21 protein-coding genes and 1 pseudogene are annotated in these 20,416 nt (G+C 63.4%); 12 read left to right on the plus strand and 10 right to left on the minus strand.

What is annotated here, in order from left to right:
- The 4 genes and pseudogenes from WKW80_RS28250 to WKW80_RS28265 all read right to left on the minus strand — a co-directional run.
- On the minus strand, positions 1-451 hold a 451-nt coding region (locus tag WKW80_RS28250), incomplete at its 3' end, for a GNAT family N-acetyltransferase (protein ID WP_340366915.1).
- Positions 452-566: 115 nt separating this feature from the next.
- Positions 567-913 (minus strand): annotated as a pseudogene (locus WKW80_RS28255) (hypothetical protein).
- Positions 914-1,338: 425 nt separating this feature from the next.
- Positions 1,339-1,602, minus strand: coding sequence for a hypothetical protein (locus tag WKW80_RS28260; RefSeq protein WP_340366916.1), 264 nt, complete (start codon positions 1,600-1,602; stop codon positions 1,339-1,341).
- 397 nt (positions 1,603-1,999) lie between these two features.
- A complete protein-coding gene (locus tag WKW80_RS28265; RefSeq protein ID WP_340366917.1) occupies positions 2,000-2,671 on the minus strand; it encodes a MarR family winged helix-turn-helix transcriptional regulator in 672 nt (223 codons plus the stop codon).
- A 136-nt stretch (positions 2,672-2,807) separates the two neighbouring features.
- Here WKW80_RS28265 and WKW80_RS28270 point away from each other — a divergent pair, with 136 nt between their 5' ends.
- From WKW80_RS28270 to WKW80_RS28305, 8 genes are read left to right on the plus strand one after another with little or no spacing between them, the layout of a single operon-like run.
- Positions 2,808-3,833 (plus strand): ABC transporter substrate-binding protein, encoded by a 1,026-nt coding sequence (locus WKW80_RS28270; protein ID WP_340366918.1) that lies wholly within the window; start codon positions 2,808-2,810, stop codon positions 3,831-3,833.
- Positions 3,834-3,856: 23 nt separating this feature from the next.
- On the plus strand, positions 3,857-4,945 hold the full coding sequence (locus tag WKW80_RS28275; protein ID WP_340366919.1) for an ABC transporter ATP-binding protein: 1,089 nt from the start codon (positions 3,857-3,859) through the stop codon (positions 4,943-4,945).
- 23 nt (positions 4,946-4,968) lie between these two features.
- The gene (locus WKW80_RS28280) at positions 4,969-5,793 is read left to right on the plus strand and encodes an ABC transporter permease (protein WP_340366920.1); all 825 of its coding nucleotides are present in this window, start codon (positions 4,969-4,971) and stop codon (positions 5,791-5,793) included.
- Positions 5,790-6,581 (plus strand): ABC transporter permease, encoded by a 792-nt coding sequence (locus WKW80_RS28285; protein ID WP_340366921.1) that lies wholly within the window; start codon positions 5,790-5,792, stop codon positions 6,579-6,581. The genes WKW80_RS28280 and WKW80_RS28285 overlap by 4 nt, the downstream gene beginning before the upstream one ends.
- 45 nt (positions 6,582-6,626) lie before the next feature.
- A complete protein-coding gene (locus tag WKW80_RS28290; protein ID WP_340366922.1) occupies positions 6,627-7,430 on the plus strand; it encodes a polysaccharide deacetylase family protein in 804 nt (267 codons plus the stop codon).
- Positions 7,427-8,185 carry an SDR family NAD(P)-dependent oxidoreductase gene (locus WKW80_RS28295; protein ID WP_340366923.1) on the plus strand — a complete coding sequence of 253 codons (759 nt, stop codon included), beginning with the start codon at positions 7,427-7,429 and terminating at the stop codon, positions 8,183-8,185. Before WKW80_RS28290 ends, WKW80_RS28295 begins: the two co-directional genes overlap by 4 nt.
- A 14-nt stretch (positions 8,186-8,199) precedes the next feature.
- Positions 8,200-8,952, plus strand: coding sequence for an SDR family NAD(P)-dependent oxidoreductase (locus WKW80_RS28300; protein WP_340366924.1), 753 nt, complete (start codon positions 8,200-8,202; stop codon positions 8,950-8,952).
- A gap of 29 nt (positions 8,953-8,981) precedes the next feature.
- Positions 8,982-10,352: an amidase gene (locus WKW80_RS28305; protein WP_340367005.1), complete on the plus strand. Its 1,371-nt coding sequence runs from the start codon at positions 8,982-8,984 to the stop codon at positions 10,350-10,352.
- Between the two features lie 6 nt (positions 10,353-10,358).
- Here WKW80_RS28305 and WKW80_RS28310 read toward each other — a convergent pair whose 3' ends face one another.
- On the minus strand, positions 10,359-11,303 hold the full coding sequence (locus WKW80_RS28310) for a LysR family transcriptional regulator (RefSeq protein ID WP_340367006.1): 945 nt from the start codon (positions 11,301-11,303) through the stop codon (positions 10,359-10,361).
- Between the two features lie 105 nt (positions 11,304-11,408).
- Between WKW80_RS28310 and aptA the strand changes: the two genes are divergently transcribed.
- Complete coding sequence (gene aptA / locus WKW80_RS28315) at positions 11,409-12,761, plus strand: omega-aminotransferase AptA (protein WP_340366925.1); 1,353 nt, start codon at positions 11,409-11,411, stop codon at positions 12,759-12,761.
- 129 nt (positions 12,762-12,890) lie between these two features.
- On the opposite strand, the gene WKW80_RS28320 is transcribed toward aptA, so the two are convergent.
- The 3 genes from WKW80_RS28320 to WKW80_RS28330 all read right to left on the minus strand — a co-directional run bounded on the left by WKW80_RS28320 (position 12,891) and on the right by WKW80_RS28330 (position 14,338).
- Entirely contained in the window at positions 12,891-13,196 is a 306-nt protein-coding gene (locus tag WKW80_RS28320; protein WP_340366926.1) for an IclR family transcriptional regulator domain-containing protein, read from the minus strand.
- Between the two features lie 81 nt (positions 13,197-13,277).
- A complete protein-coding gene (locus WKW80_RS28325) occupies positions 13,278-13,598 on the minus strand; it encodes a bestrophin family protein (RefSeq protein WP_340366927.1) in 321 nt (106 codons plus the stop codon).
- Complete coding sequence (locus WKW80_RS28330) at positions 13,595-14,338, minus strand: SDR family oxidoreductase (protein ID WP_340366928.1); 744 nt, start codon at positions 14,336-14,338, stop codon at positions 13,595-13,597. The genes WKW80_RS28325 and WKW80_RS28330 overlap by 4 nt, the downstream gene beginning before the upstream one ends.
- Before the next feature lie 56 nt (positions 14,339-14,394).
- Here WKW80_RS28330 and WKW80_RS28335 point away from each other — a divergent pair, with 56 nt between their 5' ends.
- Positions 14,395-15,435, plus strand: a complete 1,041-nt coding sequence (locus WKW80_RS28335) for a GlxA family transcriptional regulator (protein WP_422822979.1) — start codon at positions 14,395-14,397, stop codon at positions 15,433-15,435.
- Between the two features lie 369 nt (positions 15,436-15,804).
- Here WKW80_RS28335 and ilvB read toward each other — a convergent pair whose 3' ends face one another.
- Complete coding sequence (ilvB, locus tag WKW80_RS28340; protein WP_340366930.1) at positions 15,805-17,589, minus strand: biosynthetic-type acetolactate synthase large subunit; 1,785 nt, start codon at positions 17,587-17,589, stop codon at positions 15,805-15,807.
- 64 nt (positions 17,590-17,653) lie between these two features.
- Here ilvB and WKW80_RS28345 point away from each other — a divergent pair, with 64 nt between their 5' ends.
- Positions 17,654-18,148: an Lrp/AsnC family transcriptional regulator gene (locus WKW80_RS28345; protein ID WP_340366931.1), complete on the plus strand. Its 495-nt coding sequence runs from the start codon at positions 17,654-17,656 to the stop codon at positions 18,146-18,148.
- Positions 18,149-18,281: 133 nt separating this feature from the next.
- Positions 18,282-19,256 carry a Bug family tripartite tricarboxylate transporter substrate binding protein gene (locus WKW80_RS28350; protein ID WP_340366932.1) on the plus strand — a complete coding sequence of 325 codons (975 nt, stop codon included), beginning with the start codon at positions 18,282-18,284 and terminating at the stop codon, positions 19,254-19,256.
- A gap of 106 nt (positions 19,257-19,362) precedes the next feature.
- Here WKW80_RS28350 and WKW80_RS28355 read toward each other — a convergent pair whose 3' ends face one another.
- Positions 19,363-20,415, minus strand: a complete 1,053-nt coding sequence (locus WKW80_RS28355; protein WP_340366933.1) for a ketopantoate reductase family protein — start codon at positions 20,413-20,415, stop codon at positions 19,363-19,365.
- Between the last annotated feature and the right edge of the window lies 1 nt (position 20,416).

The raw sequence follows: 20,416 nt of genomic DNA on the forward strand, positions 1-20,416 counted from the left end.
TGCCGAGTTTTTGCGCGGCCACGATCAGGTATTTCATCAGCAGCGTGCCGAGTCCCTTGTTCTGCCACGCGTCGAGGACGGTCACGGCAAACTCGCAGTCCTTGCCGTCCGCCTGCGTGCTGAATCGCGCAACGCCCACCTCGAACTCCCTGGCCCCGTCCTCGACGACGGCCACATATGCCACGTCGGTCAGCGGATCGAGCGTCGTCAGCTTTTCAAGCAGCGCATCGCTGGGCGAGTTCAAGGTGTCCAGGAAGCGGAAGCGCCGGGATTGGGGCGACAAGGCCTCGATGAACCTGCGCTCCATTTCGACATCGTCTTTGTGAATCGGGCGAATCAGCACACGGTCGCCGCCGCGCAGCATTTCATGCCAGCCGCCGCTCGCCCCTTCCTTGCTGGAGGCGGAATTGCTGTTGGCCGCCTCGTCCATCGATGTCCTGATGCTGATCATGGTGTTTCCTTTGAGATCGCGAGTTGCTGCACCGCGGACACCACGCAGCGTCAGGGTTGCTCGATGCGTCTTCTGGAGCGAGGTGCTGGTATTCGTCATCGCGATGCAGTCATGTCTAAAGCTTGCGCCGGTTGTGGCAATCCAGTCTGTGCGGTGACGTACCTATCATGATCGCTTCCTTGCCGAGAAAGTGATCGATGCGGAAGATTGCATCTTCGTGGAAGACTTCGAGCGCAATGCGGCTGAGTTCACGCGCCGAGCCAGGTCGCGCCCGAACGGCTTCTCGATGACGACGCGTGCATCCGCGGCAAGCCCCGCTGCACCGAGCGCGCGGATGACGGTCGCAAACAGCGCGGGCGGTATCGCCAGGTAGTGCGTGGGGCGCCGTGCCGCGTCGAGGGTCTGCTTCAATGCGTCGAAAGTGTTGGCGTCGCCGGCCAAGCGAATTGTCGCCACCCACATCCGCACCGCGAGCGCACAACGTTCCTTGACGATGTCGCCACGGGCGCGGGTGCGAGCGGCTCGCCCAGGTGTCCGTCCTTGCGGATACGCCGGAAGAGAGCGCCCTCCTTGACCCCTCGTTCCTCTAATTCTGCGAGCCAGACCCGCATGGCCTGTGCCGCTCTGCCCACTTGAGCGAATTCTTCGTCGTGCAATCGAGCCGAAGAATGGGCGCCGAGGTGCGTTTCCCAAGTTGGATGTAGAGCCTGACCAGGTCAGGTACCACCATCCATTGGTATACACGATGCCTACGCCTCCTCCCAGCAGGTCGGTGGAAGCCGTTCGGGTTCTTCGTTGAGTTGATGGACGTCTGATCGATCGCCCCAGTCAATTCGTCGTTGAGTGTGAACACCCTCAGGCCGCCAAGAGAGGTGACCATGTAGGTTCTACCATCTGGACCAGTGTTGATGCCCATGTCGACGAGGCCGGGCGTGACGCCGGGGGCGTTCCGCGGCGCAAAGGGTGTGTTCCAGGGACCCGTGGGACTGCATGATCAGCATGGCGCCGTTGGCGCCCGCCTGTCCATCGAAGACCCACATGTTGTAAAGGCCGGTTTTGGGGGAATAGATCACCCGCGGCTTCTTGATGTAATAGTGCTTGCCCGTGGTCTGATCCTGGAAGTATTGCGTCCCCAGGAACTTCCAGTTCATCAAGTCCGTGGAGCTGTATACGGCAGTCCACAATAGCGGTAGAAGGATCGGGGGTTGGTCGGGATCACGGGGCCCGTGCTGACGCCGATGGCGATATTGAAGGAGCCGCAGGTGAACGAAGGACCGTACAGATAGTACCGGCCCTCGTAGTAGCGCAAATCGAATTCGTCGACTGCTTGGATTGCGTTCCCGTCAGTGTCGGCCACCATGTTAATCGCACCGTACTTCAACGGGGCTACGGGAGAGGGTGGGAGACCGTTGTCACCTGACAGCGGGTCGTCCGAAATGAAGTTCTGGAGGACCGCCTTCTCGGTGAGAGGCGGCCTCGACATCATCGGGGAGTCAGTCGACCCGCTCGTCGAACGTCTCAGGGGCAAGCGAATGACGGCAAATCGAGTCAGCCAGGCTCAGGGCCTAGCTCCGGCGCATTTCCTACCATCATCACGCTCAAGAGACGGGCCAGCGTCTCGCGCTGCTCCGCGTCAAACATTCGAAGCAGATGAAGCTCGGCTGCGGCATGTTTGGGCATTGCTTCATCCACGAGGCGGTGACCCTTTGCGGTCAGTCTGACCTGCACTCCGCGTCCATCTCTCGGATCGGTCGACCGCTTGATGAGTCCTTCACGCTCTAGTCTCTTCAGGAGATTCGAGAGTCCTCCCGATGTAAAAAGCAGCGTCGCTTGTAGAAGTGAAGGAGAAAGGCGATAGGGTGCCCCGGAGACCCTGAGGGTAGCTAACACGGCGTACTCCTGGTATTTCAGGCCGTACGGTTGCAAGACGGCGTTGATGGATCTCAATACGACTTCTTCGAGTCGAAGCAGCCGTCCGACGACTGCTTTTCCCGTGCTGTCGAGATCAGGTCGCTCCGCTTTCCATTGCTTGATACCGCGACCAACCAAGTCATCTTCTACCGCATAGCCGCTCGGCGGCAATATGGCGTGGACCTTGGATTGACGAGTTGCCGCTCCCTTTTGGGGCGCCGGCAAAGCGGACGGTTCATTTGTGTGCTTCATGGACGATTTCTCCGCCTTGTTCGCGCCAGTTCGATCCCAATTGGTGCGCTGCAGCATGTCGCGCAAACTCCGATTCTAAATGTCTTGCGTTTATCTTTTGCGAAAGATAAAGTGTGCCTGACGGTTGTCCTTTCCTTGGTTGGATCCGCAGAGGTTGCCCCTCCGGCTCGTAGTTCTTTTTTCAGGAGCTTCCATGAATCACACGTTCTCACGCGGTCTGGCTGCCGGTGTTCTGGCCGGACTCATGTCATGCGCGGCGCACGCCGAAGACCTGGTGGTAGGAATCTTCGGAGGCTCGTTTGCCGACGACTCGAAGACTTGTCATATCGCGGCCTTCGAGAAGAAGACGGGAGCCAAGGTCTCCCTGAAACTTGGAAGCTCCTCGCAATTTGCCGCGTCGATCCGGGCGACGGGCGGCAAATCCGATTTCGATGTGGTCTACATCGACAATTCGCTTGCGGCGCAGCTCAAGAACGAGAAGCTGTTGGAGTCGATCGACAAGACGAAGCTCGCAAACGCAGGAGAAATTTCTGCCAAGGCATTCGACAAGGATGGTCAGTACGTCGTCTTCATGACGGGTGCAACGGTGATCGTTTACGACACCAAGCAGATCAAGACCCCGCCCACTTCGTGGGCCGATCTTTCGAAGCCCGAATACGCCGGCAAGCTGGCGATCGGCGATATCAGCGGCACATCGGGCTCGCAGTTGCTGATGGCGCTCAATCGCATGAAAGGCGGCACGCTGAGCAACATGGATGCCGGGTTCGAGGCGGTAAAGCCGCTGGCCAAGGCTTCGGTGACGCTCTATACGCAAGCCGACCAGATCGTCTCGCTGTTCGAGCGCCAGGAGATTGCCATCGCCGTGTGGTACCCGGATCGCGCCGGTTCCGCTATCGACAAGGGCCTGCCGCTTGCCGTGGTCTACCCCAAAGAAGGGGCTGTGGGCATCCTTCCTGCGCTGGTGATCCCGAAGGGTGCCAAGTCGCCGGCGCTGGCGCTGAAGTACATCGACGAGGTCCTCTCGAAAGACGGACAAGCCTGCTTCGCGGAGCGCAAGTACGCAGGCCCCGTCAACACGCAGGTCAAGCTCAGCGACAAGGCCGCGAAGATCGTTCCCTACAAGGAGACGTTCGACAACCTGTGGTTGCCCGACCCGGAAGCCGTGGCGAAGTCGCTGCCGGATTGGACAAAGCGCTGGCAGCGTGAAGTCGCACGCTGAGCAGCCATCAAGGCCAGATCCCCATGCCAGCCCTCACACTCGAACGACTGGAAAAGCGCTATCCGGGTCACACGGCGGCGTCGTCAGTCTCGCTGTCGGTCAAGGATGGTGAGTTCATCTCCCTCCTGGGTCCTTCCGGGTGCGGCAAGACGACAGTGCTGCGCATGGTGGCAGGACTCATCCAGCCCATGAGCGGCCGCATCCTCATCGACACGAGGGATGTCACGAATCTTCCGACCAACAAGCGCAAGATCGGCCTGGTCTTTCAGTCCTACGCCCTGTTCCCGCACATGAGCGTATTCGACAACGTCGCATTCGGCCTTCGACGCCAGGGCATCGAAGGCGACGAGTTGAAAAAGCGCGTGAGCGAAGCATTGACAAGCGTGCGGCTCACGTCGTATGGCGATCGTCTGCCGCGACAGCTTTCTGGTGGACAGCAGCAGCGCGTCGCTGTGGCGCGCTCCATTGCGCCGCGTCCGAGCATCTTGCTTTTCGACGAGCCTCTTTCGAATCTCGACGCATCCTTGAGAGACGAGATGCAGATCGAACTCAAGCGTCTGCAGCGCGAAGTCGGAATCACGACGCTGTTCGTGACGCACGATCAGGGCGAGGCGATGTCGATGTCGGATCGCGTCTGCGTGCTCGCGCATGGGGTCGTGCAGCAATTTGCGACGCCCGAAGAGATCTATCACCGGCCGGCGACCGGATTCGTGGCCGGCTTCATCGGCCGCCCGAATCGTTTGTCGGGACGTCTCGTGCACCGCGCGGGTCAGGCATGCCACGTGCAGATCAAGGAGGGCCCGTTGCTTGCAGTCGGTTCGACGGCGGGACTTGCAGACGGTGCGCCGGTGGACGTGGTGGTTCGCCAGGAAGACCTTCGGTTCGTCCATGCGCAGGATGTGGGGCGGCCGGCGGTGGATGGGCGCATCTCCCTTCGCTCCTTCGTCGGATCCCGCGTTCAGTATGTGGTCGCGTTGGGAAGCGTGGAGGTCATCGTGGAAGCGCCCACGAACGGTCCTGATGCGGGCCTGGAGGTTGGCGCGCCGGTACGCATCGCCATCGACCCCGAGCACGTCTACGTCAACGCCGAACGAACCGCGGAGGGCGCATGAGATCGCGAAGGTTGCCGGGATTCATGCTCGTTTCCCCGCTCCTTCTCGTCCTTGTGCTGGTGTTCGTGGCGCCGGTGGTGCTCATGATGCCGTTGAGCTTGCACGAATACGTCCCCGGGACCGGCATCTCGGCCAACTGGACGCTGACCAACTACACCAGCATCCTCACCGATGAGTACTACCGCGAGGTGGTGTTGCGCACGCTTGTGCTGGGCTTCGGTGTGACTGCGATCTGCCTGGTGATGGGCTACCCGCTCGCGTACTACATCGCCAACGCGGGGCCGAAGATGAGGTTGACCCTGACGATGTTGGTCATCTTCCCGATGTTGCTGAACCTAGTCGTCCGCTCTTTTGGCTGGATCGCGCTCCTTGCCAACCGCGGACTCATCAACAACCTCCTGATCGACCTGGGTTTGATCGAGCGACCGATCAAGATGATGTTCAACCTGTTCGGCCTGCTCGTGGGGATGTCGCACATCTTCTTGCCGTTCATGGTCCTGATGCTTGTCCCCGCCATCCAGGCCATCTCCAAGGATGTCCAGGCGGCTGCCTACACGTTGTCGGCGAGCCGTCCGCGTGTGTTCTGGTCCGTGACGTTGCCGATGAGTGCGCCGGGCATTCTGTCGGGATCGATCCTGGTATTCGTCTTGACCATCAGTGCGCTGGTGACGCCGCGCATGCTAGGTGGCCCGACCTACAAGGTGATGGCCACGCTCATCTACGACGACTTCCTCCAGACACTGGACTGGCCCGCGGGCGCGGCGATGTCGTTTGCCCTGACCGGGCTGACCCTGTTGGTCATCGGGCTCTCGAGCGGGATCCTCAAGCGCTGGGGAGGCACGGCATGAACGACGAACGTGGGCAGGGGCGGCTGCTCGGCGCGGCGGCGATCGCGGTGGTGGTGTTCCTCCAGATTCCGGTTCTGGTGGTCATGCTGGCGGCGTTCAGCAAGACTGCTTACCTCACGATCCCGCCCAAGGGACTGACCTTTCACTGGTTCGAGGTCGTCCTGCGCGATCCTGAGTACCTCAGTGCCGCCTGGACCAGCCTCTGGCTCGCGGCGGGGTCGACGGCGGCCGCCCTGGTGATCGGGCTCATCGCGGCCTATGCGATCCATCGGCGCCTGGTGCCCGCGGCGGGCGCGCTGACATCGCTCTTCATGGCGCCCCTGATCCTGCCCTCCGTGGTGCTCGGCGTCGCGCTGCTGCAGTACTACACCCTGACCGGGATGCGCGGAAACTCGCTGGGCCTTTGGTTGGCCCACGTCGTCATCACGGTGCCCTATGTGGTGCGAGCCAGTCTGTCGAGCCTGTCCTCGATCGATGAGTCCCTGGAAGACGCGGCGCAGGTGCTGGGTGCAAACGGGTTCACGAGCTTTCACCTGATCACGTTCCCGCTGGTCAAGCCGGGCCTTGTGGCTGGAGGGCTGTTTGCCTTCATCACCTCGCTCGACAACGTGCCTGTCTCGGTGTTCCTGCTGTCGGCCAGCCAGACGACGCTGCCGGTGAAGATTTTCACGTCGGTGGAGCAGGGCGTTGACCCCAGCGTGGCTGCCGTATCAACGCTGCTGATCGTCACCACCGGAATCGTGCTGCTTCTAGCGGAGCGATGGACTGGCTTCCACAAACATGTTTGAAATCAAGGACCTCTCATGCCTGTAACCAGTAAGGGTTTCCCACTCATGCTGACGTTCGACCTGGACGCGGAAACCATGTGGACCGGTCGGGACCCAGCTAACGCGAAGCGGCCCATTCTCATGTCCCAGGGTGCATATGGCTGGAAGGTCGGCATGCCGCGTGTACTTGCCTTGCTCGACCGATTCGGCATCAAGGCCACGTTCTTCATCCCCGGAGAAGTGGCTGAACGCCAGCCGGCGCTGGTGCGCGAAGTGATCGACAAGGGCCACGAGGTCGCGCACCACAGTTACAGCCATCGTTGGATCGTCAGCCTGAGCCCGGAAGAAGAGCGCGAGGAGATGCGCAAGGGCATGGAGGTCCTCACCGCGCTGACCGGCTGCCGGCCGCGCGGGTGGCGCTCTCCCGCCGCGGAATTCAGCAGCATCACGCTCGATCTGATCAAGGAATACGGGTTCGACTATTCGTCGAACTTCTTTGACGACGATTCGCCCTACCTGCTGGAAATCGGTGGCCAACGTACCGACATTGTGGAATTGCCGTTCCGATGGGTGCTCGACGATGCCCCTTTCTTTCAGTACTCGATCGTGCTGCCCGGCCGCACCTTGCAGGCGCCTTCGGCCGTGTTGGAGGCGTGGAAAAGTGAATTCGATGTTCTCTACGCGGAGGACCGCATGATGATGGTGGGCATGCACCCCGAGATCATCGGGCAGCCCTCGCGCATCAAGGTGCTTGAAGGCCTGATCAAGCACGCGCTCGCGCACGAAGGGGTGTGGATCGACCGTTGCGACAAGATTTCAGACGACATGCGCCCGCGCCTCAAGGCGCAGGCCGCGGCGAGCGCGCAATGAGTCACCCGCGATCGCAGCAACGCTATGTCGTCAGCGGTGCCGCCAGCGGAATCGGCTTGGCGGTTGCGCGCCTGGCGGTGGCCAGGGGCGCAACAGTCGGCCTCCTGGATCGGGACACGGCGGCCCTGGCCGCGGCCGCGGAGGCGCTGGGCGAGTCGGTCGTGCCGATCGCCTGCGACGTAGCCGATGCGAACGCGGTCAAGGCCGCAGTCGATCAAGCTGCTCATTGGCTTGGGGGGATCGACGCCGTCGTCAACTGTGCCGGTATCGACGCGCGCGCTCCGCTCGAGCAGTTGAGCGATGCCGATTGGGCCCGTACGCTGGCGGTCAACCTGACCGGACCCATGCTGCTTTGCCGCGCGGCCTTGCCGTATCTGCGCAGTGCAGGTGGCGGAACGATCGTGAATGTGTCCTCTGCCGCGGGTCTGAGTCCACTGCTGCATCGCACGGCCTACTGCGCGGCGAAGGCCGGCGTCATCATGTTCGGGAAAGCGCTGGCCCTCGAAGTCGCATCGGACGGCATCCGGGTGAACGCCGTGTGTCCGGGGGCGGTCGACACGCCGTTGTTTCGCACCAGCTATGAGCAAAGCGATGATCCCGAGCGCGATCTGGAGGCCATTCGCCAACGCTATGCGATGCGCCGGATCGCGGCGCCGGAGGAGTTGGCTGAAGCCGTGCTCTACCTCAGCGGCCCGGGATCCAGCTACATCACCGGGACGGCGTTGGCCGTGGACGGCGGGCGCACGTTTCACTGACTCGGAGCATGACGATGAAATTCGACCACAGGGTTGCCGTCGTGACAGGGGGAGGGCAGGGGCTCGGTGCCGCCGCGGTACTAGATTTCCTCGCAAATGGCGCGCAGGTGGCCGTGTTGGATCTCGACTGTGAGCCTTTGATCCAGCGACTTTCCGACTTGCCTGTCGCGAGCGACCGCTCCATCTGCGTGAGCGGCGATTGCACTGATCCCACCGTGGTTTCGGCATTCTTCGATCGTGTCGAATCCGAGCTGGGTCCGGTCGACATCCTGTTCAACAATGTCGGGCAGAGCGCGCGCGAACGGGGTGGCCCATTCGCAGAATCCGAAGAGTCGACGTGGCGCTTTGTTATCGAGGTCTCGTTGCTGACCGCCATGCGTGCCTCGCGCCGGGTTGCATCCGGCATGCGTGATCGCGGCTTCGGACGCATCATCAACATGAGCACTGACGCGGCCTTCGTGGGCGACGTCGGTCTGGCGGACTATGCGGCCGCAAAAATGGGCATCGTGGGCTTCACCCGATCCCTCGCCCGCGAACTGGCGCCGCACGGTGTCACGGTCAATGCCGTGTGTCCCGGCGCCATCCGCACGCGTGCGCACGAACGACTCAAGCCGGAGGTGTTGGCAAAGATCGTGGCAGACACGCCGGCAGGATTCATCGGCGCGCCCGAAGACGTCGCTGCTGCGGTCAGCTTTCTCGCGGGCAACGATGCCCGCTTCATCACCGGCCAGACCTTGCTGATTGACGGCGGCCGCTGGATGGTTTGACGCCAATGACAGGAACGACAATGGACTTGATGAACCGCAGTGCCCGAGACCTTGCATCCCTGATCAGGCGCAAGGAGCTTTCTCCGGTCGAGGTGGTGCGCGCGGCCCTGGACCGCATCGATGCGCGCAGCGAATTGAATGCCTTCATCACCATCACCGCCGATCAGGCGATGGATGCGGCGCGCAAGGCGGAATCCGAAGTGATGGCCGGGGGCATTCTTCCGCCTTTGCATGGCATTCCCTATTCGGTCAAGGACCTGACTTTGACGGCCGGCGTGCGCACGACAATGGGTTCGGCCATCTACGAGGATTTTGTCCCCAAGGAGGATGCGGTGGCAGTGGCCCGGTCGAAGGCCGCCGGTGCGATCTTGATCGGCAAGACGACGACTCCCGAGTTCGGTCACAAACAGGTGCCGACTGCGCCGATCTTCGGTCGCACACTCAGCCCGATTAATCCACGGTACATCCCGGGGGCTTCGAGTTGCGGGGCCGCGGTGGCGATCGCCGCCGGCATGGGGTCGCTGGCGCTGGGCACGGACGGAGGGGGATCGATTCGCATACCCGCCTCCTGCTGCGGAATTGTCGGCCTGAAGCCGACCTTGGGGGTCGTGCCTCATCTCCAGGCGCCGGACCTGTTCTCCGTGAACTCCTTCGTCGGACCGATGGCGCGCGACACCGCCGATACGGCCCTATTGTTCGACGTGATCCGTGGTTTTGATTCGCGTGACCCCTATGGCCAGTGCCAGATGCCTGCGGGCAGGTCCGCTCCGCTCACGCTCAAGGGCGTGAAAGTGGCGTGGCTCCCGACGGCCGGAAACCCGGTTGATCCCGAGGTCGCGAGCATCACCGAGGCCGCTGTCCGCTTGATGGAGCGACAAGGCGCGATCGTCGAAGTCGTGAACCTGGACTTCGTCGCATTGGAGCGGCACTTCCTGGTGGTCCTGCAGTCGATGCTGGCCGCGCGTGTCGGCGCCAACCTCGAGCGGTTCGGCCCGCGCCTCGATGCATCGCTGATTGACACGGTGATGAAGGGCCGCCAACTGAGCGCCGTCGCGCTCAACGAGGCGGGCTTTGCGAAGACACAGTGCTTTGCGAAGCTGCAGGCGCTCTTCGAAACCTTCGATGTTTTGGTGTCACCCACCGTATCCGCGCCGCCCTTGCCGGTCGACATGGACGTCAGCGGCGACATCGAGATCGCCGGCAAGCCGGCGGGCACGGTTCGCGGCGCATGGTATCCCTACACCTATCCAATGAACCTGACCGGGCATCCGGCGCTCTCGATGCCCTGTGGTCATAGCGCCATCGGGCTCCCGATTGGTCTTCAGCTGGCCGGCCGTTGGTACGACGACGGCTATCTGCTGGGCATCGCGTCGCTGCTGGAAGAATTGCTCAAGCCATGAACCGGGTCACGCCCGACTCGCATGCGCAGCGAGCAGGCAGTCGGCGAACAGCTTCGTCGTCCGCGAGGGTGTTGGCGAGTTGCGTACGAGGCTGACAAATCGGCAGGTGTAGCGAAAGCGCTTGGGTGCGATGACTTTGAGCAGGCCGCGTTGCTCGAAGGCTTCGGCGTAGTGGTCGGGCAGAAAGCCCAGAAACCTGCCCGAGAGGATGAGCGTGGCAATGGCTTCCTGATCGAAGCCTGTCGCCTTGCGCGGCAGGCGCGCCCGATGGCTCAACTGCATGTTGGGCGAGTGATAGCCGAGCCCGGCGAACGCATGCGCTCGGAGTTTTTCCCAAGTCAGCCCCGTGTGGGGCGCTGAGAAGAGCGGGTGACCGGCGGCGCAATAGAGCAACATCGTCTCGCCGAAGAGATCAGCGTAGGCCAGGCTATGGGAATTGCGGTGGGACGGAATGATCCCGACCTGGAAGCCGCCGTCGATGACACCACGTTCGATTGAATTGATGCTCGCGACGTGGATGCTGAGACTCACGCCAGGCGCGGCTTCGCTGAAGCGCGCGACGGCCTCGCTCAGGCGAGCCTGAGGATTGGTCACCGTCTTGTCGAAGACCGCCACATCCAGTTGGCCACCAAGCTGATGATGGATGTCGTCAATGCTGTTGCGAAAAGCATCCACCGACGCCAGCAACTTGAGGGTCTGCTCGTACACCTGCTGCCCGTCCTGTGTCAGCGCAAAACCTGCGCGGCCTCGTCGGCACAGCACCAACGCCAGGCGTGTTTCGAGGTCCTTGATATGACGGCTGACGGTGGACGTGCCGATATTCAATTCGAGTTCGGCCGCCGCCATGCCGCCGCATTCGACGACGCTCTTGAATACCTTGAGAAGTCGCAGATCGACGTCGCTCAGCTGCCCCAGGACGGCGCGCGGTTTGGCAGTTGTCTTTACTTTCATGAATGGCCAAGTAAACAGCGACATTGATGCATTTGCAAGAGTAAGACTGTGCCAAAGAATCAAGGCACCGAAACCAACTGACTCGCATTGCATGCGGGAGATCGAATGCCTGACCTCACTCTCATTTCGCCGACCGCGGCACCCCGCACTGACGCCGCCTGGCTCGATGCCTATTGGATGCCATACACGGGGAATCGCCACTTCAAGGCCGATCCGAGAATCATCGTGGAGGCCAAGGGTTCCTACTTCACTGACGGGGACGGAAGAAAGGTGTTCGATGGGCTGTCCGGCCTCTGGTGCAGCGGTCTTGGCCATGGGCGGCCGGAAATCACCGAGGCCGTGGCCCGGCAGCTTGCAAAGCTCGACTACGCGCCCGCATTTCAGTTCGGGCATCCGCTCGCGTTCGAACTCGCCAACAAGCTGAAGGAACTGACGCCCGCAGGTCTGGACCGCGTGTTCTTCACCAATTCAGGGTCCGATGCCGCAGATACATCCTTGAAGATGGCGCGTGCTTATTGGCGAGCCAAGGGACGGGCCAGCAAGACACGCCTGATCGGCCGCCAGAAGGGCTATCACGGCGTCAACTATGGGGGAGTGTCCGTCGGTGGGATAGGCGCCAATCGGAAACTGTTCGGGCAGGGCCTGGAGGTCGACCATCTGCCGCACACACAACTGCCCGGTAGCGCCTTTAGTCGCGGCATGCCCGCGCAAGGCGCCGAACTCGCGGACCACTTGCATGAACTCGTCGCGTTGCACGACGCCTCCACTATTGCCGCTGTGATCGTGGAGCCGATGTCTGGCTCGGCGGGCGTGGTGGTGCCGCCGGTGGGCTACCTGAAGCGTTTGCGCGACATCTGTACGGCGCACGACATTCTGTTGATCTTCGACGAGGTCATCACTGGGTTCGGGCGTTGCGGTGCGATGACCGGGGCCGAGGCATTCGGTGTCGTGCCCGACATCTTGAATGTCGCCAAGCAAGTCACCAACGGTGCCCAGCCGCTCGGCGCAGTCATCGCCAGCAATGAGATCTACGAGACCTTCATGGAGGCGGGTGGCCCTGACTACATGGTGGAGTTTCCGCATGGCTACACCTACTCCGCGCACCCGGCCGCGTGCGCGGCCGGGATCGCGGCGCTCGGCGTGCTGCAAGCCGAAGACATGGTAGGTCGCGCCAAGGCGCTGGCGCCGCATTTCGAGGACGCGGTGCACAGTCTCAGGGGTAGGCAGCATGTGACTGACATCCGAAATTTCGGACTGGCAGCAGGGATTACGCTGGCTTCGCTGCCGGGCGAGCCGGCGAGACGGCCCTTCGAGGTCGCGATGGCTTGCTGGCGCAAAGGCTTCTATGTCCGCTCCGGCGCCGACACGATCCAGCTCGCACCTGCCTTCAACAACGAAAAGGCAGACATCGACCGCTTGGTCAATGCCCTTGCCGATGCGCTTGACGAATGTGCCTGATCCGGAGCAGGCAGTTTGGTCCTTGAAATGGGCGTGACCGCCGTCGAGTGCAGAAACTGTGCGACTTCGATGAGACGCCCGTTATCGGGGTACAAAAACCGTCTCAGGATAGCTAGGGGCGAATATTGCCTACGGATGCCAGGTCGACCGCGCCATCGTCACCCGCTGGACAGCAGAGTCGTCGTCATAGCTAAGCGAGGCTGACAGCGACTCTGCCGCGCGCTTCAATCGCGGAGCGAGTTTTGCCAGGCTGGCTGCGACATTGGCGTCGGCGGGTGCGCCGATGCACAGCGCGCCCACGACGCGCCAGCGGCTGCCGAATACCGGCACCGCGATGCTCGCCGATGCTTTCTTAGCCTCGCCGACCGTTACGTGAAAGCCGTTCGCCCTGATCTGGTCGTAGAGCTCGCCGCGCTGGCCCATCGCAGCCAGCATCACCTTGCCTGCCGCGCCCTGATCGAGTGGTGCGACTACGATCAGCGTGAAATGCCGGCTACGTTCATCCTGAATCGCCGACTACGCTCGTCTGAAACTGGCCTCCGGGCTCTTCACGTAGTCCCGGCTCATTAGGCCCCATGCCTTGCTGCTGGTGAGGATGGCCGTCCAGACCTGCTGCGCCTCCACGGTGCGCGCATAAGTCTGGGTGTTGTTGAAGCTCACGATCAGCGCCGTGGCCGTGCCGATCAGCGCCACCACCGTCCATGGAATGGCCAGCCAGTGCCAGCCTGCGAGCTCGTAGAGGCACACCGGCACGATGCCCAGCGCGAGCAGCACGTACAACTCGCGCCGCGTCCACAGGAAGAACTCGCGCAACCGGTACGCACGGCCGACGTTCACCGTGCAGCCAGCCAGGCGGCGAGCGTGGTAGCGCCGACCCGTGCATCTGCGCCAGTGGTGAGCGAGCCGTCATTCACCCGCACGCCGAAGTAGGGCGCGCTCGCGTCCGGCATCACGGTGCGCGCGTCACCGTTGGCGCGCAGCCAGCGCTCGACCATTGCAGCCATGCCTGCACGCTCCGGCCCCCCGACCTCGACCATGCCGTTGAGTGGCGCGCCCAGCGCCGCATCGGCCATGGCGGCGGCCACGTCCTGCGCGGCCACCGGCTGCAGGTGCGCCGACGGCAGCCGCACCGCGTCGCCCTCGGTGCCCGACTGGGCGATGGCCGGCAGGAACTCCATGAACTGCGTGGCCCGCACGATGGTGTAGGGCAAGCCTGACCCTTCGATCAGCTGCTCCTGCACAAGCTTGGCGCGGAAGTAGCCACTGCCCTGCAGACGCTCGGTGCCGACCACCGACAGGGCCACGTGGTGCTGCACGCCGGCCGCTACCTCGGCCGCGAGCAGGTTACGGCCCGAGGTCTGGAAGAAGCTCATGACCGCCGTGTCCTCGAACGAAGGCGAGTTGGCCACGTCGACCACCACCTGCGCGCGGGTCAGCGCTGCGGCCAGGCCCTCGCCGGTGAGGGTGTTGACGCCGGTGTTGCGCGAGGCCGCGACGGCTTCGTGTCCGCGCTGCCGGAGCAGCGCGATGAGCTTGCTGCCGATGAGGCCGGTGCCTCCGATGACGACGATCTTCATGGTGCGTGCCTTGGTGTGATCAGTTGTTGGTGCCTCGATGGTAGGCATGGAACAATATGGCTGAAATGACGAAGATGCCTGAAATACTGCCAAATACTTCCTCGCGCCGGCCGCGCCCGAAGCGTGTGCTTTTCGTCGCCTTTCCCGAAGTCGGCCTGCTCGACCTGACCGGCGCGCAGACCGTGTTCTGGGCCGCCACCAAGGCAATGGAGGCGCGGGGCTTGGCGGGCTACGAGCGCTGCACCGCCAGCCTCGAGGGTGGCCCGATTCGCAGCGCCGAAGGGCTTGTGCTGCACACCGATGCTCTCGCAGGTGTTCGTGCGTCGTCGGTCGACACGCTGATCGTGCCCGGCTCGCCGTACATGGCGCAGGTGCTCGACCACGCCGCGCTGCTGGTGAAATGGCTGCGTCGCGCGGCCGGCAAGACACGCCGCACCGCCTCGGTGTGCAGCGGCGCCTTCCTGTTGGCCGCGGCCGGGCTGCTCGACCACAAGCGCGCCACCACCCACTGGCTGATGTTCGACATGATGGGCCAGCGCTTTCCGTCGGTGCAGATTGACCGCGACGCCATCTTCGTGCAGCAGGGTGCGGTGTGGACGTCTGCTGGCGTGACGGCCGGGATCGACCTGGCCATGGCGCTGGTCGAGACTGACTGCGGGCACGAGGTGGCGATGGAGGTGGCGCGCGAGCTCGTGGTCTACCTGAAGCGCCCTGGCGGCCAGTCGCAGTTCAGCGGCATGCTGCAGGCCCAAGCCGAGGACTCGGCCGCAATGTTCGACGAACTCAACCTCTGGATCGCCGGCAACCTCCAGCGGCCGAACCTTGGCGTGGAGCAGTTGGCCGAGCAGGCCCGCATGAGCCCGCGCAACTTCGCCCGCGTCTACAAGCAGAAGACCGGCCGCACGCCGGCCAAGGCGGTGGAGCTGTTCCGGCTCGAGGCGGCCAAGCGCCTGCTGCAAGACTCCACCCGCAACGTCGATCAGATCGCCATGCAGTGCGGATTCGGCGCCGAGGAGCGCATGCGGGTGACGTTCCAGCGCCACTTGGGCGTGGCGCCGCGGGACTATCGGCGGCGCTTTGCGGCGCGAATTATTTAACTGTTAGCGCTCCAATTGCGTGAATCCCGCCAAGCAACCTCCCTGCGATGCAGCTTTAGACTGTCTGCTGTCCTTCGAGTTTGTCGGCCGAATGACAGCGACCATCGAAAGCTGAACTCGACGCTTTTCCTCGCGAACTACCGGTGTGCTTTGAAACCCGACCTTCGCCGACATCGATGAAAAAATCAGAGCGAAGGACAGCACTCCCGATCGGCGGGCGGCAACGGGGGGACCAAGGCCTCTTCGCGCACCAACGCCCGCTTCGAATTTCCATGAAATGGTGTTCGGGGCCCACTGCCGCCCTTGGGAATCGCGCCTTGATCGTCCGCTTGCAAATGCGAAGCAGCCGTTCGTGTCGTGCATTGATGTTCAGCCCTCCTCGTACCAGCGGTCCTTGGCCAGCATTACGCGATGGTGGCCCTGTCCTGACGGCATCATCGGAAAGCAATTCTCCAGTGGCGCAACCTGCACATCGAGGAAGAAGGGTCCATCGAAGGCCATGCACTCGGCCAGGGCAGCTCTCAACTCGGCCGGGTCGGACACGCGGCGCGCACCCCAACCGAAGGCCCTGGCCAAAGCCACGAAGTCAGGCAGCGCTTCGTTCCAGCTATGGCTCAACCGGTTGCCGTGGTTCAGCTCCTGCCATTGGCGCACCATGCCCATGTAGCCGTTGTTCGACAGCACGAGCTTCACGGGCGCACGGTGCTGCACTGCCGTCGAAAGTTCCTGGATGTTCATCAGCACCGACGCATCGCCGCTCACGCAGACCGTGAGCGCACCTGGATGCGCGATCTGTGCGCCGATCGCGGCCGGCAGGCCGTATCCCATGGTCCCCGCGCCACCCGACGTGAGCCAGCGATGCGGACGCTCGAAGCGCAGGTATTGCGCGGCCCACATCTGATGCTGGCCGACATCGGTGGAGACGATCGCATCGCGCCCCGCAAGTAGCTGTTGCAGCTCAGCTATCAAGTGCTGCGGCAGGATCACGTCGCTGCGCGCCTCGAAGTCCAGGCAGCGCTGAGCGCGCCAGTGCCCGATGCGTTGCCACCAGGGTGCCAGGCGCTCGGGCTTGAGGCCGCCCAACTCGGGCATGGCGAGCAGCGCGTCGAGCACCACACCGCAGTCGCCCACCATCGGCACGTCGACCTTCACCACCTTGTTGATGCTGCTCGGGTCGATGTCGATGTGGATCTTGCGCGCATGCGGGCAGAACTCGTCGAGCTTGCCGGTCACGCGATCGTCGAAGCGCGCACCCACGCAGACGACGAGGTCGGCCTCGTGCATGGCGAGATTGGCCTCCAGATTGCCGTGCATGCCCAGCATGCCGACGAAGCGCGGGTCCGAGGCCGGAAACGCGCCGAGCCCCATCAGCGTCAACGTGCACGGCGCGCCGGTGCGCTGCACGAGGCGCGTGAAGGCCTCGCAGGCTTGCAGTCCGGCATTGATGAGCCCGCCGCCGCCGTAGAGGATGGGCCGGCGTGCAGTCGACAACAGGTCGGCCGCGCGCTGCAGGCTTGCCCGGGGCGGCAGTGTGGCGTCGCGGCTGCGGCGCGCCAGCTTGCTCGAGGGCTTGGCCGATCCGCGGCCCAACGTCGTCAGTTGCACGTCCTTCGGCACGTCGATCAGGACCGGCCCAGGTCGACCCGACGCGGCAATGTCCAGCGCACGCCGAACCACATCCGGGATGTCGTCCGCCACGCGCGCCTGATGGTTCCACTTGGTCACCGGCCGCGACATCCCGAGCGCGTCGCTCTCCTGGAACGCACCGGTGCCGATCGATGCTGTCGCGACCTGGCCGCTAATGCACAGCACCGGCACCGAATCGCTGAGTGCGTCGAGCAGCCCGGTGATGGTGTTGCCGACACCCGGGCCGGAGGTCACCAGCACCACGCCGACCCGGCCCGTGCTGCGTGCATAGCCTTCGGCTGCGTGCACAGCCGCCTGCTCGTGCCGTACCAGGACGTGCCTCAGGCGCGGCTCGCCGTGCAAGGCGTCGTACAGCGGCAATGCGGCACCCCCCGGGTAGCCAAAGATCGTGTCGATGCCGCATTCCACGAGGGTATCGAGGAGGGCTTCCGCGCCGTTGCGCACGCGCAGCGGGAGGTCTTGTACCGGGCCGGGATTGGGGGTCGTCGGGTGGGTGATGGTTTTCATGCACTGATTCTTTACGCCTTGCCGCAGAATGTGCTTCGTTCTTTTGCCTGATTCTGCTCAATACATGAAAACCAATCGCTCAAAATCGAAAGAAGACGAATATTTTCTGGACAAGTTCGATATGCAGATCTTGCGCGTCCTGCTGGACGACTCCCGCAAGCCGCTGCAGCAGATTGGCGCCGAAGTCGGCTTGTCGCCCACGAGTTGCTGGACGCGAATCAAGAAGCTGGAGGCGCAGGGCGTGATCAAGCGCTACACCGTCGACGTCGACGCCGCCAAGTTGGGCTATCAGGACTCGGTGATCGTCCAGCTCACGCTGGAGAGCCACAGCGACGAAACGCTCTACGAGTTCGGCCGCGTGCTGGCCACCATTCCCGAGATCCAGGAAGCCTACCTGGTCTCCGGCGACTACGACTACTACATTCGCATCGCGGTGCGCGACACGCGTGACTACGAGCGGTTGCTGCGCGAGAAGCTCTACAAGATTCCCGGCATCCGCCACAGCCAGTCGCACTTCGTGCTGCGCGTGCTGAAGGAAGCGACCGTGCCCTTGATGTGATCGCATTGGCGCTTCGCGTGCGCCATCAAGAATTTCAAGGGATGGAACTTTGCCATCGGGCACTATGTGCAGTGGATGGGCCAGTCGATATTCTGAAAACATAACTTTCGGAGACGACATGCATTGCCCCACCTTGAACAAGAGCAGACGGCGCCTCCTGGGCGGCGCGCTGGCTTCCCTCGCCTTGTCGACAGCCGCGCTGGCGCAAGGCTTTCCGAACAAGCCCGTGACCATCGTCGTGCCCTTCGTCGCCGGCAGCCCGACCGACGTGGCCGCGCGTGCATTTGCCACCGACTATTCGCTGGCCTTGAACACGCCCGTGATCGTCGACAACCGGCCCGGCGCCAACCAGACCATCGCGGGCTCCTACGTCGCGCGGGCCGCGCCGGACGGCTACACGCTGTTCTTCGCGAATCTGCCCGCCGTGGTGCCGCCGTCGATCCAGGCCCACCTGCCGTACAAGGGCCTGCGCGACTTCGCGCCAGTCTCGGACATCATGACCATCGGCTTCATCCTGGTCACGGCGCCCGATGTGCCGGCCACGTCGCTGAAGGAATTCGTCTCGATGCTGAAGGCCGATCCTTCGAAGTATTCGTACGGCTCTTCCGGCATCTCCACGCCCATCCACCTGATGGCCGAGATGTTCGACAAGGAGATCGGCGTGAAGACGCTGCATGTGCCTTACAAGGGCGGCAACCAGGTGCAGATGGACCTGATCAGCAACCGGCTCACCTATGCCTTCCTGCCCACGGGTTCGATGGAATACGTGAAGGCCGGCAAGCTCAAGACCTTCGGCCTCGCCTCCGAGAAGCGCGACCCCGACTATCCCGACCTGCCCACGATGGATGAAGGCGGCCTGCGCAACTTCAATGCCACGGTGCGCTTCGTGCTGGTCGGCCCGAAGCAGACTCCGGCCGACGTCGTCGGCAAGCTGAACGCCGCCGCCAACAAGGTGATCGCGAGCGAGGCCTTCTACACGCGGGTGAAGTCCGTGGGTGGCGTAAACATGTCGAAGCCGGCCACGCCGGCGCAGGTCGGCGCGCGCATCGCGGAGGAAGAGGCGCAGTGGGATGCGGTGGTGAAGAAGGCCGAGATCCAGCTCGAATGATGGTGGTGTGACCCATCGACAAAGAAGGCCGCCGGAATTCTGCTCCGGCGGCCTTCTTTGTCGTTGGCCCCGCCGCCACGCGAGACCGGCGGTCACTTCATCCGTTTCAGTTCACGATGTCCTGCAGCAGTTCGGGACTCGGCGAAAGCTCTCCCTTTTCAATGCGCTTGATGATCTCGTTCACGCGGCGGTGGCATGTGACGTCGATGCCGACTTCCTCGCCGCGCCGGGCGACCAGGCCATTGATGTATTCCGTCTCGGTGCGCCGGCCCTTGCGGATGTCCTGACCCATCGACGGCCGCTGGCCATCGCTGCGCGAGCTGGCTACTTCCATGATCATCCGGGTGATGGCGTCGCGGGCCGAGGCGTCGACGTCGGCACGCGCCAGCAGGTCGAGGTCGAGCCCGCCAACGGGCTCCAGCGCCAGGCCCAGCGCCTGGCCCACGCGGATGCTGGAACTGCCAAGCCGAATGGTCAGGTCGCGAGCCACCTCGTTCATGTCGCGCTCCTTGCCGGTCAGGCCGGTCAGGGCACAGACACCGTTGCGCATGGCATTGATCGTGAGCTTGGACCAGCGCTCGCCCCAGAGGTTCTGGGTGACCTTGCACGTGTCTCCATGCGCGAGCAAGGCGGCGATCGTCCGGGCCCGCGGCGTGACCTGCCCGTGCAGTTCGCCCACACGCATGCCGGCTTTCTTCTCGTCACCCAGCGGCGAATTGCGAACGATCTGCCCTGGTGCCACCAGCTCGGCGGCCAGCGCGCTGACGGAGCAACCCAGCGTGCGCCCCCAACCCGCAATGCCGGCAATGGTCTCTTCATTGATGCCGTTCTGCAGCGAGACGAGGCAGCCTGTGGGCGCCAGATACGGCAGGATCAACTGCGTGGCCCACTCGGTGTCGTAGGCCTTCACGGCAATGAAAGCGACGTCGATCGGCGCCTCGCGCAGCAACTGCGGCACATCGCTGATGTGCAACGCCCTCAGGCGCGCTTCCACCGAGCCGGCGCCGTTCATGCCTGTCACGCTGATGCCCTTCTGACGCATGGCCTCGACGTGTTCCGGCCACGCGTCGACCACGAAGGCGTCCACGCCCGCCTTGACCATGTGCGCCCCGACATAGCCGCCTACCGCGCCCGCTCCGACGATGCATACCCGGGTCATT

It is taken from the genome of Variovorax humicola, from assembly GCF_037889915.1.
In the GTDB taxonomy this organism is placed as follows: domain Bacteria; phylum Pseudomonadota; class Gammaproteobacteria; order Burkholderiales; family Burkholderiaceae_C; genus Variovorax; species Variovorax humicola.